This window comes from Ampullimonas aquatilis, assembly GCF_049675895.1.
Lineage (GTDB): Bacteria > Pseudomonadota > Gammaproteobacteria > Burkholderiales > Burkholderiaceae_D > Ampullimonas > Ampullimonas aquatilis.
This window is the reverse complement of sequence record NZ_CP183834.1, coordinates 3,237,160-3,251,374: the sequence shown is the minus strand read 5'-3', so window position 1 is coordinate 3,251,374 and position 14,215 is coordinate 3,237,160. Positions and strand designations below refer to the sequence as shown.

At 52.4% G+C, this 14,215-nt stretch carries 15 protein-coding genes; 12 read left to right on the top strand and 3 right to left on the bottom strand.

From position 1 onward, the window contains the following. Positions 1-216: 216 nt before the first annotated feature. Positions 217-2,070: an ABC transporter transmembrane domain-containing protein gene (locus ACMYR3_RS15135; RefSeq protein ID WP_424192755.1), complete on the bottom strand. Its 1,854-nt coding sequence runs from the start codon at positions 2,068-2,070 to the stop codon at positions 217-219. 269 nt (positions 2,071-2,339) lie between these two features. Next, positions 2,340-2,978, bottom strand: a complete 639-nt coding sequence (locus tag ACMYR3_RS15130; protein ID WP_424192754.1) for a LysE family translocator — start codon at positions 2,976-2,978, stop codon at positions 2,340-2,342. 115 nt (positions 2,979-3,093) lie between these two features. Between ACMYR3_RS15130 and ACMYR3_RS15125 the strand changes: the two genes are divergently transcribed. The 8 genes from ACMYR3_RS15125 to ACMYR3_RS15090 all read left to right on the top strand — a co-directional run bounded on the left by ACMYR3_RS15125 (position 3,094) and on the right by ACMYR3_RS15090 (position 8,073). Beyond that, complete coding sequence (locus ACMYR3_RS15125) at positions 3,094-3,231, top strand: hypothetical protein (protein WP_424192753.1); 138 nt, start codon at positions 3,094-3,096, stop codon at positions 3,229-3,231. Continuing rightward, positions 3,218-3,589, top strand: coding sequence for a DUF779 domain-containing protein (locus ACMYR3_RS15120; protein WP_424192752.1), 372 nt, complete (start codon positions 3,218-3,220; stop codon positions 3,587-3,589). Before ACMYR3_RS15125 ends, ACMYR3_RS15120 begins: the two co-directional genes overlap by 14 nt. Positions 3,590-3,973: 384 nt before the next feature. Then, positions 3,974-4,606 carry a hypothetical protein gene (locus ACMYR3_RS15115; protein ID WP_424192751.1) on the top strand — a complete coding sequence of 211 codons (633 nt, stop codon included), beginning with the start codon at positions 3,974-3,976 and terminating at the stop codon, positions 4,604-4,606. A 302-nt stretch (positions 4,607-4,908) separates the two neighbouring features. Continuing rightward, positions 4,909-5,967 carry an MFS transporter permease gene (locus tag ACMYR3_RS15110; protein WP_424192750.1) on the top strand — a complete coding sequence of 353 codons (1,059 nt, stop codon included), beginning with the start codon at positions 4,909-4,911 and terminating at the stop codon, positions 5,965-5,967. 97 nt (positions 5,968-6,064) lie between these two features. Continuing rightward, positions 6,065-6,481: a hypothetical protein gene (locus ACMYR3_RS15105; protein WP_424192749.1), complete on the top strand. Its 417-nt coding sequence runs from the start codon at positions 6,065-6,067 to the stop codon at positions 6,479-6,481. A gap of 87 nt (positions 6,482-6,568) precedes the next feature. Continuing rightward, on the top strand, positions 6,569-6,937 hold the full coding sequence (locus tag ACMYR3_RS15100; RefSeq protein ID WP_424192748.1) for a transcriptional regulator: 369 nt from the start codon (positions 6,569-6,571) through the stop codon (positions 6,935-6,937). A gap of 83 nt (positions 6,938-7,020) precedes the next feature. Next, a complete protein-coding gene (gene lepB, locus ACMYR3_RS15095; RefSeq protein ID WP_424192747.1) occupies positions 7,021-7,698 on the top strand; it encodes a signal peptidase I in 678 nt (225 codons plus the stop codon). Between the two features lie 108 nt (positions 7,699-7,806). After that, positions 7,807-8,073: a hypothetical protein gene (locus ACMYR3_RS15090; protein ID WP_424192746.1), complete on the top strand. Its 267-nt coding sequence runs from the start codon at positions 7,807-7,809 to the stop codon at positions 8,071-8,073. Positions 8,074-8,131: 58 nt separating this feature from the next. On the opposite strand, the gene ACMYR3_RS15085 is transcribed toward ACMYR3_RS15090, so the two are convergent. Continuing rightward, entirely contained in the window at positions 8,132-8,605 is a 474-nt protein-coding gene (locus tag ACMYR3_RS15085; protein ID WP_424192745.1) for an N-acetyltransferase family protein, read from the bottom strand. A gap of 189 nt (positions 8,606-8,794) precedes the next feature. On the opposite strand from ACMYR3_RS15085, the gene ACMYR3_RS15080 reads away from it, so the two are divergent. The 4 genes from ACMYR3_RS15080 (at position 8,795) to ACMYR3_RS15065 (ending at position 14,194) form a co-directional block, all read left to right on the top strand. Then, positions 8,795-11,227, top strand: a complete 2,433-nt coding sequence (locus ACMYR3_RS15080; RefSeq protein ID WP_424192744.1) for a DUF349 domain-containing protein — start codon at positions 8,795-8,797, stop codon at positions 11,225-11,227. Between the two features lie 169 nt (positions 11,228-11,396). Then, positions 11,397-12,125, top strand: a complete 729-nt coding sequence (locus tag ACMYR3_RS15075) for a ubiquinone biosynthesis accessory factor UbiJ (RefSeq protein WP_424192743.1) — start codon at positions 11,397-11,399, stop codon at positions 12,123-12,125. A gap of 2 nt (positions 12,126-12,127) precedes the next feature. Beyond that, positions 12,128-13,711, top strand: a complete 1,584-nt coding sequence (gene ubiB / locus ACMYR3_RS15070; protein WP_424196557.1) for a ubiquinone biosynthesis regulatory protein kinase UbiB — start codon at positions 12,128-12,130, stop codon at positions 13,709-13,711. Between the two features lie 132 nt (positions 13,712-13,843). Further along, positions 13,844-14,194, top strand: coding sequence for a hypothetical protein (locus ACMYR3_RS15065; protein WP_424192742.1), 351 nt, complete (start codon positions 13,844-13,846; stop codon positions 14,192-14,194). Positions 14,195-14,215 lie beyond the last annotated feature (21 nt).

The following is a 14,215-nucleotide window of genomic DNA, read 5'->3' as shown; positions in this document are numbered from 1 at the left end:
TTTTCACCACAAAGGCATCAAGAACATCAAGAGAAAATCAAAAGCTGTCAGTGACGCCAACCACGTAGTCTGGGGACAGAGTAATACTCTGTCCCCGTGTGTCAACAGCGTCGCGCTAACAGGTTTTACTTAGCGTCCTTTGTGTCTTTGTGGTGAAAAGGGTTTGCCTTCCCTCCACGTCCATATCGGCTAGGCAGTTCAACTCTTTTATTCACCTCAAGCCTGCACCTGCATCTGCGCGAGTCTGGCGTACAGGCCACCTTCATTGAGTAATTGTTTGGGCGTGCCCGATTCCACAATCTGGCCGCCATCCAAAACATAAATCCAGTCGGCGCTTTGCACGGTGGATAAACGATGCGCAATGATGAGGGTGGTGCGCTGCGTAGTGGTAGTCGCCGTATTTTGTGTGCGGTTGCTAGCGGCGGGCTGCGCCGTCAGGTTGATATTGCTGGTTAAGCCGATGGCCGATTCAATGGCTTTTTGCACCGCCTGTTCCGATTCAGTATCCAGCGCGCTGGTGGCTTCATCGAGCAATAACAAGGGCGCGTCTTTCAAGATGGCGCGGGCGATGGCAATGCGCTGTTTCTGGCCACCCGACAAGCGCACGCCGCGTTCGCCCAAAAAGGTGTGATAGCCCTCGGGCAGGGCGCTGATAAAGCCATCGGCTTGCGCAGCCTGGGCGGCGGCGATGACCTCGGCATCGCTGGCGGTGGGGCGGCCATAACGGATGTTTTCCATGGCATTAGCCGAAAACACGACGGTGTCTTGCGGCACGATGGCAATTTGCTCACGCAGGGTGTGCAGCGGCAACTCACGAATGTCCTGGCCGTTGATCAGCACCCGACCTTGCTGCGGATCATAAAAACGTAGCAGCAGTTGAAAGAGCGTCGTCTTGCCCGCACCCGATGGACCCACAATGGCGACCGTCTGGCCGGGTTGAATGGTCAGGCTGACATGATCCAATGCCGCCGTGGCCTGGCGGGATGGGTAGTGAAACAGTACGTCTTCGAGGCTGATGGCACAGGCAATGGCTTTGTTGCTGGCTACATCGCGCTTCATCCGGTTATGGGTGTCACTTTGTTCGCCAATTTCTTTGATATGCGGCTCGGCGGTATAGAGTTCGAGCAGTCGTTCAGTCGCGCCAGCGGCACGCAAGATGTCACCAATCACTTCTGACAAGGCGGCGACTGAGCCGGCCACAATGGCCACATACAAAATGGATTGGGACAACAAGCCAGCCGTCATGCTGCCTTCGTTGACCGCCCGTGCACCGAGCCACAGGCCATACACTGCGCCACCAAAGACGATGGTGATGACAATCGCCGTGAGGATGGAGCGCATTTTATTGCGCAGGATGGCGGTATCAAAAGCATTGTTGACGGCCAGTGAATAGCGCTGGTCTTCCAGCTTTTCATTGGTGAAGGCTTGCACAATTGGCATGGCGTTGAGCACTTCGCTGGCAGTCGAGCTGGTATCGGCAATCCGGTCTTGCGAGGCACGTGACAGCTTGCGCACACGGCGACCAAACAGGACGATGGGAATCACTACCAAAGCAATGATCAACAGGATGATCAGCGTGGCATGCGGATTGGTGATCACCAACATAGCCAGCCCGCCCACAAATAAAAATAAATTGCGCAGTCCCATCGAAATGCTCGTACCCACTACGGTTTGTACCAGTGTGGTGTCGGTGGTCAGGCGGGATAAGACTTCGCCGGTTTGTGTGGTTTCAAAAAATTGCGGACTCTGGCGCAGCATGCTCGCATACACCGCGCGGCGCAGATCGGCGGTGACGCGCTCGCCCAGCCAGCTCACCATATAAAAGCGGGCGGCAGTAAACACCGCCAGCACCACGGCAATCCCAAACAGCCCTAAAAAGTAGGTGTTGATGGCCTGTGCATTGCCACCTTGCGCCTTGCTGAAACCAAAGTCGATCAGATTTTTGAATGCATACGGCACCGATAGGGTTGCCGTTGCCGCGATACATAAAAAGATGAAAGCCAGCAAAAAGCGCCCGGCATAAGGGCGGCAAAAGGGCAGCAGATGTTTCAGGGCGGCAAAGCGATTCATGGGCGATTTTTACTAAATAAAGGGGGTATACGCAAATATATGGTGTCTTAAGTGCATAAATTAAAGGGCTATTTTTTTACTGGATGGAAGTATATTTATTGCGATACGACATCATACGCGCACTGTAACGGGTTTTACGCCGCTGTGTGGTTTGCTGTCGTGAATTGTGGCGCGAATCGTTATGTGAATGGTGTTGCAGAGTGCCACCCTGTGGCGTGGATGGTTTGGCTGTACTTTCCGGTTCAGCGTTCAACTTTTAGTGCTGGTTTCTAGTTTTCTCTGACCGCCCGCTGGAGTGTCGTGAGTACCACGCTGGCCAGCATAAAGGTCAGTCCCGACACACGGTTGAACAGGCGCGCCCGCCCGGTATTGCGCAGCCAGGGTGAAATTTGTGCAGCAAAGCTGGCATAAAACATCAGCCAGCCTAATTCCAGACAGACAAAGGTGGCACCCAAAATCAAAAGCTGCGGTAACTGCGCAGCTGTCGGGTCAATGAATTGTGGCAAGAATGCCGTAAAAAACAACAGTGCCTTGGGATTGCTGATGCCAACCAGCAGACCTTTCGTATACAAGGTTGTGCGGCTGGTGTTTGGCGTGACTGCCGTGGGCAAGCCAAAGCGGGTGGTGCCCGAAAGAAACGTGCTGAGGCCCAGATAAAACAGGTAAGCAACACCCAACCATTTGATGGCCTGAAACAATGCTGCCGATGAAGCCAGCACCGCCACCAGGCCAATTGCCGAACAGCTCATGATGGCGAGCACACCCGTGATGCTGCCGATGGCTGCAAAAAAAGTACGACGAGCGCCGTGGTTTACCGCATTGGTCATGCACATCAAGACGGTGGGTCCAGGCGTCATGGTCAGCATGAAAACGGCCAGTGTATAAAGTAACCAGGTGTGCAAAGTCATGATGGCAAAATGGGTTAGCAGCCGTGGTGGCTTGTAATCAGGTGATTTGGATGATTGGATAATAATACTGGACTGTTGGTAAACAGATTTTACGTGCTTGATCTATGATTGGCACATGGCGTTGAGCAAACCCGGCCTGATGACGGCGCGTAATGATCTACGCAGGATCTGCCAAGGGTTTGCCAAGGTGATCAAATCAACATGGATTGAAAAACGAGGAGATAAAAATGGTACAGCGCGTGATAGCCACTGAAGACTGTATTAACGCAGTCAAAGAACTCAAAGCCCGCGAAGGCGATCTGCTGTTTCACCAATCGGGCGGCTGCTGCGATGGCAGCACGCCGATGTGCTTCACCACCAAAGAATTTCTGATTGGCCCCAATGACATCATGCTTGGTGATATTGCTGGCGTGCCGTTCTACATTACCGAGTCTCAGTACGAATACTGGAAACACACGCAATTGATCATTGACCTGCACTTTGGCGGCAACGAAACCTTTTCCTTGACTGCACCGGATGGCCGCGGTTTCATTACCCGTTCACGCCTGTTTACTGATGAGGAATGGGCGGCACTGGTCGCAGAAGCACCCGTCGGTTTGACGGTTGATTAAGGTTTGGCAAGTGGCGAGTGATTGGTTGAATGGTCGGCTCGCCACTTTTGTATTTCGTTTTACTGCCGCCAAGCATCGCCCATCCTTAACGGGCATAGGCTATCAGCGCCTATAGCACTCACATTAACGGCCCATCATTGCCATTGCTCTGTATTTCAGAGTAAGCTATCCGTCTTCAAATATCTTGTTTGACCATGCTGTATGAGTGGTTGAGGTGTTGGCTTAAATGAACGGGATGATGCGGTGCTGGGCGTAACATTGGATTTTAATTATTGGCCTTTCAAGCGAGCCATCCTGGTATCGCTTGCTGTGTTGTCCATGCATGGATTGATTGGATTCTTGTTTCAGCAAGTTGCCTGGAAGCCTGTCAGGCCATACGCTGGTATGCAAAAGGCAATCCAAGTGCGTATGCTGAATCTTTCCGGTGTACCAAAACCAGAGTCCGGGCCTGATACGGCCGATCGGCATGCGCGGGCATTAGTCAATGGCCTGGATGCTGATAAGTCTGCCAAAAAGCCAGCACAGCCATTTCAAATACCGCGCTCAAGCCAGACCATCCAATCCCTGGCAACGCAATCAACCGGGCAGGCCATCGCCAAGCCACCAACAGAATCGGTTGCCAATACTTTATCTGGCAGCGCAGTTGGCAATCGCAAAATCATGCAATCCGATGAATCATCGGCTTTGCCAAGTGGCATCGTAAACGGCTCCGATTTAATCCAGCAAGCTCGTGCCAGCGCGGCCAGTGTGGATCGCAGGTTGCGCGAGTCCCAACCCAAGCGACTCAATGATTTACTTGGTCAGGCGCATAACATGAATCGTCTTGAAAAGGCGTTTGCCGATGCCGGACTGGCCATCACGCGGCTGGAAGAAGTGCCGCTGGCCAATGGCGCGGTGATGACGCGCGTGCATGCTGGTGGGGCGACTTATTGTGTGCGTAGTCAAGTGCAACCAATCATCAGTACTGGCGATCCCGGCTCAAGGGTCGGCTTTATCACGACCAACTGTCCGCAATGAACCCATGTTGAGCTGGCCGACGCATGTTAAATACGGGGTTATTTATCATCCAGCCGGCAAATCAAGGGCGATCGGTCATCGCCGTAACCAACCATTTTGGTAAAAACACTTGACACTTTGTTTTGCAGAGTAATAAACTTTGTTTTACAGAGTGATTGGTGTGATTTGCTATTGAAAGTTGTGTCACTTTATTCTCAAGCTGATATTGCCTGATTGGTGCTGGCGATTTTGCTGACGTGCATTCATGCAGTTTTTGCCTGGATATTCTGTTTAATTTTTAATTATTGGCTATTTGATCCATCATGAATCAGCTTGCTTCTCAACAGCTCAATGCCATTCACGCCATGCTGGCTTCGGGGCAGCGTAATTTGCGCATGGAGCGCCATAGCCTGATTTTGTGGGGCCTGGCCTCTGGTGGCTTGATGGCGAGCAGTGAACATATTCTCACCAATGAGCAATTTCCAGATCTGCATCAACGCGCTTTTGCCTGGCTGCTTTTATTGCTGACGAGTTTGGGTGCGATTGGGTTTGCCGATTGGCATCTGACCCGCAAGGTCAAACGTGAGCGTGATGAAATCTGGTCGTTTGTGCATCGGCAAATCATCAAGGTCTGGTGGCTCTTGATTGGCATGGCCACGCTATTTACCTTCTCGGCGTTTTTCTTTGGCGGTAATTTGATCGTTAATGCAGTCTGGGTGATTGCGCTGGGTATGGGTCTGTACATTCATGGTCTGTTTTCGGATGAATTGCTGGAGTGGTGTGGTGTGTTGATGATCGTCATGGCGGTCGCCACCATTGTCATGGGGTTGCCTTATCGTGATACCAAATGGGTCGCAGCTTCAATCTTTGGAATGGGTTTACCGCTGTTGGCCTTCATGCCTGATAAAGGTATGCAGACGCATGCCTGGCAGCGCTTGTTGCAAATGCTCGGCTGGCTACTCGCAGTCTTGGCCTTGCCTTGGGCCATGCATCTTCTAGGACAAAAAGATGCTCATGCAGATGCGATTGCGCTCACATTGGAACAGTTTCAGGCCAGACAGGCTGAGGCGAACAATCATATTGTCTGGCAGGGGTTTTACAGCGTGCAACTGCCTGCGGGCAGCGAGGTGCCAATCGATTTCATGCTCTCAGGCAATCTTTTTGAAAACGGGGCGCAGTCTTTGCGCTTCAAGCTGGCCAGGCCGATGACCTTCATGTTGTTCGATGGCAAACCAACGGGAGAGTTCCGGCTGGATGGTCAGGGCTGGCATCCGGTATTGGGTAGTGCCACCCTGCATATTCCCTGGATTCGTGGCGAATTAACGCCGGAAGGCGGCCCAGTCATCAAGGCGCGTATGGATGCTGATATTCGACCCAATTGAGTATTTCATCAGCTACATATTTATTTGAATTTTGATTTTTTAACCCCCATATGCATTGCGGCCGCTCTAGCAAATGGTTATTAACCTAGGAGCTATCATGTTGACCACGACTCACTTATTCACTTTAATGCTTGCCGGTACGCTGGCTGGCTGTGCCGGTATGGCACCCCTCAATGATGCCACGCTGAGCAGCAAGCCGGTGGTGCGTTATGGCGAAACAGCGCAGGTGCCCGATTATGTGCTGCTCTATCCTGCGGGTACGCCCTTGCCCGTCAATGCGAGTGTTACCGGTACTTTACTGACTGAGCCAACCCAAGCTCAGCTCTTGCCTAAACTGAAACGTGATTTTTATGTTTATCAGGATATGGCCAGTTTTGATGGCAAGCATTGGGATTTCAGCAAAAAAATATTGGACAGCAAGTTTGTGATCACACTGCCCGGCTATGGGCCCGATGGCCGTACTTTTGATTCAGTCAGCAAGGGTAGCCTGGCTGCAGAGTTCAATCTCAAATAGGACTGGCAGGGCAATCATCATCACTCAACTTTGTGGTGAGATGATTGCCTCTCCAGATGAATGTCATTATTTTTTAGAGCAATCGTTATGGAAACGCTTGATCCTACTTTGCACCAACCACTGCGCACGCAAATTGCCGCCTACCTGGCAGGTTCGGGCGAGGCAACCTTTTCAGAACTCAAGCGTGAGTTGGCTGTGTCTGATGGCAATCTGGATTCGCATATCAAAAAGCTGATTGCCGTGGACTATGTGGAAGTGCGCAAGGAAAGCAGCGAAGAGTCCGGCATTGGTCGCCCGCAAACGGTGTTCATGCTGACCGAAACTGGTCGAAATGCCTTGCAGGAATATGTGGCGGCGTTGCAGCGCATGCTGTCCTTTGGACAAGGTACTGCCGCAAGCAGTGGTGGCAACAACGACAAGCCGGGCAAGGGTATGTTCAAACTCAAGCCGGTTTGAACCGATGTGATTTGAATGAATATCGTTTGAACCAATTTCGCTGAGACTTTGTCCGAATACACAGTTTGCCAAGGAGAGAAATCATGTGGAAAAAGCTGCGCCAGTTTTTAAAAGATAACCGAGTCTTTATCGCTTTACTGCTGTGCATGGGTCTGTTTCGCACAGCTGTGGCCGATTGGAATCCGGTGCCAACGGGTTCCATGCGCCCGACCATTCTGGAAGGCGATGTGATTTTCATCAATCGCTTGGCTTATGACCTCAAACTGCCTTTGACGCATTTGACTGTCGCGCGTTTGGGTGAGCCGCAGCGCGGTGATGTCGTTACTTTCAATTCGCCCGCCGACCATGTTCGGCTGGTGAAGCGCGTTATCGGTTTGCCGGGTGATGTGATTGCAATGCGCAGCAAGCGTCTGATCATCAATGGTGAACCGGTAGCCTATGAGGCCGGTGCCCAAATGCCAGAGCCTTATGGCCAAGGGCAAGTGGTGATGGCGCATCGTGCGACAGAAGATTTAGGTGGTGTGGTGCATAGCGTGCAATGGTTGGAGCGTGTCAATGCACGTGATGATTTTGATCCGGTGACATTGCCAGCGGATCAATATTTGATGCTGGGCGATAACCGTGACAATAGCGCCGACTCGCGTTACTTTGGTCTGGTGCCGCGTGAATTGCTGATTGGTCGGGCTGATCGGATTTTGGTGTCAGCAGCGATCAAGGATAACTGGTTGCCCAGAGTCGATCGTTTCTGGAAAAAATTGTAATCATTCATGACCATCAAGAATGATTATTGCCGGATTGAAGCAGGATAAAGCAACGACCGATGAACACGATTCATTGAATTCTCATTTTTAAATTCTGACTAGTAAAATATGACGTACTCACCCAGTCTTAAATTAACCCGCAAGAACCTGGCATGGACTGCCTTATTATTGATCGCTGGCCTTTCCGGCTGTGCCAGCCAGGCGGGCTACGAAATTTTGAATGACACCAATCAGCAGTATCAGCAGCAATACCGACGCGATCATGGCATTCCCGAGACCGGACCGGTGCAGAAGGAAAAACGGCCCACTTATGATCAATACGAAGCCGAACGGCAAAAATTGCGCGAAGGCGGCAAGCCAGCCAATAAGGACTGATGAGTTTTAATGAGGTAACGGGCAACGTCTGGCTGGTTGTGTGTTGACGACGTTGCAGTCAACCAATATGCAAGGCGTAATGATCGCTTTTGTTGTCACGCTGATAACCCAGTTTTTCATACAGCTTGCGTGCTGCCGGATTGTCCTTTTGCACCACGACGCGCATGATCTTGATATTTTCGGCAACCGCATGAGCGCTGGCAGCTTCGGCCAGTGCAAAACCGACTCCGCGACTGCGCACGCTGGGCAACACGTACAAATCATTCAAAATCCAGGCAGGCTTGAGGCCAATTGAACTCAGGCTGATATAAATCTGTACAAAACCCACCAGACGGCCAGCCTGCAAGGCGGCGTTGTCCTGGGCGACAAAGATCAGCGAATCCTTTTTAAACAGGCGTTCCCGCAAAAATACCGTGGCCGCAGCACAATCGCTGCTACGTCCGTAGAATTGTCGGTAAGCGTCAAAGAGCGGCACGATCTCGTGCAGATCTTCGAGGCTGGCTTGGCGAATGAGGATGTGAGGATCTTTCATGGTAGTGATTACGGCAGTTGCGCAAAAAACTACAGCTGAACGCGGCTTGCCCTTCTATAATGAGAGAATAGATACTCCCATATAAAAATTCATTTTCATCTTGCTTAGGTAAATTATATATACCCTTATTTTTTATACACTAAGGGGGTATATTTTGTGCAATGCAGAGAATTAGGACCATTTCAGGACATGCTCAAACTCATTAAAAACTGGTTCAAGGGCACCGATAAAGCGTCAGCCAAAGACGGTAAAACTGCTGAAACAGCAGCGGCCAAGACACCTGCGGGCAGTGCTGCCGGCAAGCAGCCGGTGGTGCCCAAACCTTTACCCAGTGAGGGTTCGCCAGAAAGTTTGCTGCTCTTTATGCAAGATGTGGGCGCCGCGCAACGGGGTGCGGCGTTTGAAATTGCCGTCAAAACCCAGACCGATGCGGATGCGTTGCGCACCTGGCTGATTGATGTCACCAGTGCCTTCAAGGCGCGTGACCGGCGTATGGTGCAGCGCGCTCGTGAGTTGTCGGGGGTGCTGGCTAAATCGGTATTGTTGAATCAGGAAGCGCAGGTACTTTGTCTCGAAGCTGAGGCGTTGTTCAATGCGCCAGTGCTGGCTTTAAACAAGCTGGCCGATCTCGACAAGAGCTGGGAAATCATCGCCCGCCAGGTTTTGCAAACGCGCGAAATCATTGCGGTGTCGATTGGTTTGACAGATGCTACCCGCGTTCGTTTTGCCAGCATTCGTGAGCGGATTGAGGTGCGCCTGGCCAGCGAGCGGCAGAACCATGAGCGGCAGCGTCAGCAGGCGGAGCAGCAGGCACGAGAGCAGGAGCGCGCGCGGGCCGAGGCCGCGCAACAAGCCAAGGCTGCCCCGGTGACAGCAATACCAGCGGCGATGCCGGCAACTTTGGCGGCACAAAAGGCTGTTGAGTCTGTTGCCGATAGCGCTAATGAAGTCAGTCCATCCACTGAGCCTACCACGCCAGGGAGCGTAGTCGAGCTGGCCGAACCCGCGCCAGCACTGACCGTCGTCGCTGGCCTGTCGCGTTTTAGTGTGCAAATCAGTGAGCAGCTGGGCCAGACCTGGCATGAGCAGGTTCAGCAAATACAGACCCAGTTGGATGCTGGCCAGATTCGTGATGCCCAGCAGGCCGAAGGTCGTTTAAAGAAATCGGTCGATGCAGAAATTCAACGGCAACTGCTGCAAGCCGGTACCGCGGGGTTGAGTGTACCCAATGCTCCGGATTGGTTAAGTGTTTTGCCGCGGCAGACCAAACGGCAGCTGCAGGAGTTGCGCAGTGAGCTGGGGCGTCTCAAAGGTTGGCAGAGTTTTGCTGGCCAGGGCAAACGTGATGAGCTGGTAGCCGAAGCAGAACGCATTGCCAGCTTGCCGATTCCCCCCGATGATCTGGCGCATATCGTGGCCGAATTGCGTCAGCAATGGAAGGCGCTGGACAAGACTGGCGCACCCGCCGGTGATGCACTGTGGCTGCGTTTTGATAGCGCCTGCAATGCGGCCTATGCCCGCGCCAAAGAACATTTTGATGAGCAGGGGAAGCTGCGCGCCGCTGCACTGGCCTTGCGGATTGGCCTGATTGAACAGATTGAGGCCTATGCGCAGGGTTTGCAGGGACAGCCGGCGGTGCCTGCATCGACCGATAGCGCGGCAACCAGCGCCAGTGGTTTTGATTTCAAGCAGCTCAGCCAGTTTGTCAATGACAGTCGCAAACGCTGGCAGGCATTGAGCGATACCGATGAAAAGGCCGAGTTACGAATTCCACGGCGCGATTTTCAGCCAGTCTGGGAGCGTTACCAAACGGCTTTGCGTGGGCTGACCAATCAGCTCGATAACGCGCGCCAGCATGAAATTGCGGCACGCGAAAAACTGATTCGTGCCGTGACCGACATCATCCCTGGTCGCGAAGCTGCCAGTAAAGTGCAGGAAATGCAAAATCAGTGGCAACAGTGTGCGCGTGCCTTGCCTTTGCAACGCGCCGATGAGGAGCGTCTTTGGCTCGCATTTCGTGCGGCCTGTGATGGCGTCTTTGCGGCGCGACGTGAACAGGCGCAAGCCGCTGATGCCGAGCGACAACGCCATCAACAACAGGCTGAGGCCGTATTGGCCAGCCTGCAAACCCTGGCGCAAGCTGCGGATGGCGACAGCATTCGTCAGCAGCAGGCCGCACTGAGCCAGCAATGGGACGCGCTCGGGCAACTGCCGCGTGCCAGCGAAGCCAGTCTGTTGCAGCAATATCGTTTGGCGCAACAGGCGGTGCGTGACCAGCAACATCATCTGCTGCAACAAGAGCGCAGCAGCATCATTGCTGAGCTGCTCAGTTCATTGCAAAGCGGTGAGTCAGATGTCGTGTTGCCTGCCAAGCAGGTTTGGTTGCATGCAGTACTGGATCTGGAAATTGAAGCTGCAGTGGATAGCCCGGCACAATGGTCAGCCGAGCGCATGCAAAGACAGATTTTGCGGCTGGCCAGCAAACACCGGCAAGGTCTGAATGGCCCGAGTGATGATGTTTGGCAACGCTGGCAGGCACTGGTGACGCGGGCCCGTGATGAGCAACTGCCAATCAGTGCTGACGATGTGGCGCGTCTGCGTGAACTGGGTATGCAATTGTGATGGCGTGCAACAGGGTGACAGAGGGTTTCTGACAGCTTGTTCTGCTGTCAGCAGGCAGTAGAATCAAACACCATGATTCGGCATTTATGTACCTTCATTGATGCACCTTTTTACTCATTGTTGAATCCTTAATCAGCCCTTCTTCGACTTGAATTGAATAATCGTTATTTTGTCCTCTAATCACGCCACTCATCCATCATTGCCCCGGCTGCCTTCCTGGCCACTGTTTCTGGCAGCCACCAATCGTCTGCTGCAAGCCGAACCCTGGGCTGCGGAACGCCTGCAAGGCTTCGTTGGCAAGACCATGGCTTTGCAAGCGCAGCCATTGCTGGATGATGCTGAAAATTGGTTAAAAATCGAAGCGACGGGTCTGTTCAGTCTGATTGATCCCAATCAAAATAATGAGTCAGAGGCTACAACACATCGTACCGATGGCCAACTGCGTGCCGATGTCAGCTTGCAGGTCACGCTGTCGGGTTTGCTGGGTTTTCCCTGGTTGCTTGAAGCGGAACGGGAAGCCGCCTTGCTGCGTGCCGTGCGGATTGAGGGTGACGCCGAACTGGCGCGGGCATTGGCTGATCTGGCGCAACATCTGCGGCCAGACTGGGAGCAGGGTTTGAGTCAGTATGTCGGTGGGGCGGTGGCACGACGTGTGGTGACTTCAGGTCAGAAGGTTTTAAGCAATCTGCAACAGGGGGCCAGTAGTATTGTGCATGGCTTGAGCGAATACCTGACTGAAGAGCAGGCCACCCTCACGCCAAAAAGTTTGCTGAGTGACTGGTTGCTGGGCGTGCGTCAGGTGCGTGAGGGCGTGGATCGGCTCGACAAACGGATTGAACGCTTGCAGGCTTTAGCCACTTCGCAGCAAACTCTTGGTAAGCAAAGGCAGGGCGCATGATGTTGATACTGCGTTATCTGCGTTTGTGCCGCATTGGTCTGATTTTCTTTCGCTATGGCCTGGATGAATTGGTCCTGTCGGGTTTTCAGCAAACCGCCATCAAGCGGCTGGTTCGAGTCATTACCTTTGGTCGCAAGCTTGATGCGCCGCGTGGCGAACGCTTGCGTATGGCGCTGGAGTCATTAGGGCCGATCTTCGTCAAGTTTGGCCAGGTCTTGTCGACACGACGTGATTTGCTGCCCGCCGATCTGGCCGACGAGCTCGCACATCTGCAGGATCGCGTGCCACCGTTTGATTCCGAGCTGGCCATCAAACAGATTGAAAAATCTTTCGGTAAGTCGATTGAAGCACTGTTTCTTGAATTCAATCCCATTCCAGTGGCCAGTGCTTCGATTGCGCAGGTGCATTTTGGTGTGTTGAACGATCTCAAGCATGCGCATCGCAAAGTGGCTATCAAAGTACTGCGCCCGGGCATGAACAAGGTGATTGATGAAGATCTGGCCTTGATGCGTGATCTGGCCGGACTGGTCGAAAAGCTGTTTGCCGATGGCAAGCGTTTGAAGCCCAAGGAAGTGGTGGCCGAATTTGACAAATATCTGCATGACGAACTGGACTTGATGCACGAGGCGGCCAACGCCAGCCAGTTACGGCGTAACTTTGCCAATTCCGATCTGCTGATCATTCCCGAAATGATCTGGGACTATTGCACGACCAATGTGCTGGTCATGGAGCGCATGCATGGTATTCCGATTTCGCAGATTGATGCCTTGCGTGATGCCGGTGTCAACTTGAGTAAATTGAGCAGTGATGGCGTGGAAATTTTTTTCACCCAGGTATTTCGTGATGGTTTCTTTCATGCTGACATGCATCCGGGCAATATTTTTGTCAGTATCGATCCAGCCACATTTGGTCGCTATATTGCGCTCGATTTTGGTATTGTCGGAACGCTCAACGATTTTGATAAGGACTATCTGGCGCAAAACTTTCTGGCTTTTTTCCGGCGTGATTACAAACGGGTCGCCGAGGCGCATATTGAATCTGGCTGGGTGCCGCCAACTACACGGGTAGAAGAACTGGAAGCTGCAGTGAGAACCTGTTGTGAGCCCATTTTTGATCGGCCACTCAAGGAAATTTCTTTTGGCCAGGTTCTGCTGCGCTTGTTTCAAACTTCCCGACGCTTTAATGTGGAAATTCAGCCACAGCTGGTGCTACTGCAAAAAACTCTGCTTAATATTGAGGGGCTGGGTCGACAGCTTGATCCAGATCTCGATTTATGGAAAACCGCCAAACCGTATTTAGAGACCTGGATGAGTGAACAGATGGGCTGGCGTGGTGCACTGGAGCGTTTTAAAGCGGAGGCGCCGCGTTGGAGCAAAACCTTGCCGCAGCTGCCCAGGCTGGTGCATCAGGCTTTGAGCAAGCCGGCCGAAACCGAGCAAAGCCAGTTGTTGCGGATATTGCTCATCGAGCAACGCAAGACTAATCGACTGCTCACTGTGGTGATTTATTTTGTCATGGGTTTTGTATTGGCCCTGATTGTCATGCAGGTCTGGTTACATCTGCATCCTGCACTGTTTGTGGACTAAGGTGAAACCACGCTTGAATAAACGTTACGATATGTAAAAAATCACGGAGCCAGGGTTATTTAAAAGCTTCAATCTGCTTTTAGCAGGCCTGGATTAATTAAAATTGCGTCATTTCCATTCTGGCAGGACAAGATGTCTAATGTAATTAAGGACAAGCTCCGATCGTTGTTCAATATCCGGGTCAAGCGAACCTTGCCGGGTGCTTCTTCCAAAGTTCCGCAAGAAGGTGCCATGCTGATTCGCAATGATGTATCGTTGATCGTGACTCAAGAGTGCCCGCCATCCATCTGGGAATGGTTGCAGCTGATGGGCTGGCGTGAAAACCGTTTTCGCCAGGATCGCCGCACTTACAAAAAACTTCCGAGTGCCTCTTTTGCCAGGTTGTGCAAATTGCCTTCTGCGGAGCGTGAAATCCTGCATCGCCGTCTGATTCAGCACGTTATGTCCGACAAGCCAGAGGCTTCACGGCTATTGCAGGACTAAACATCCTATTTTGTCAGGCCA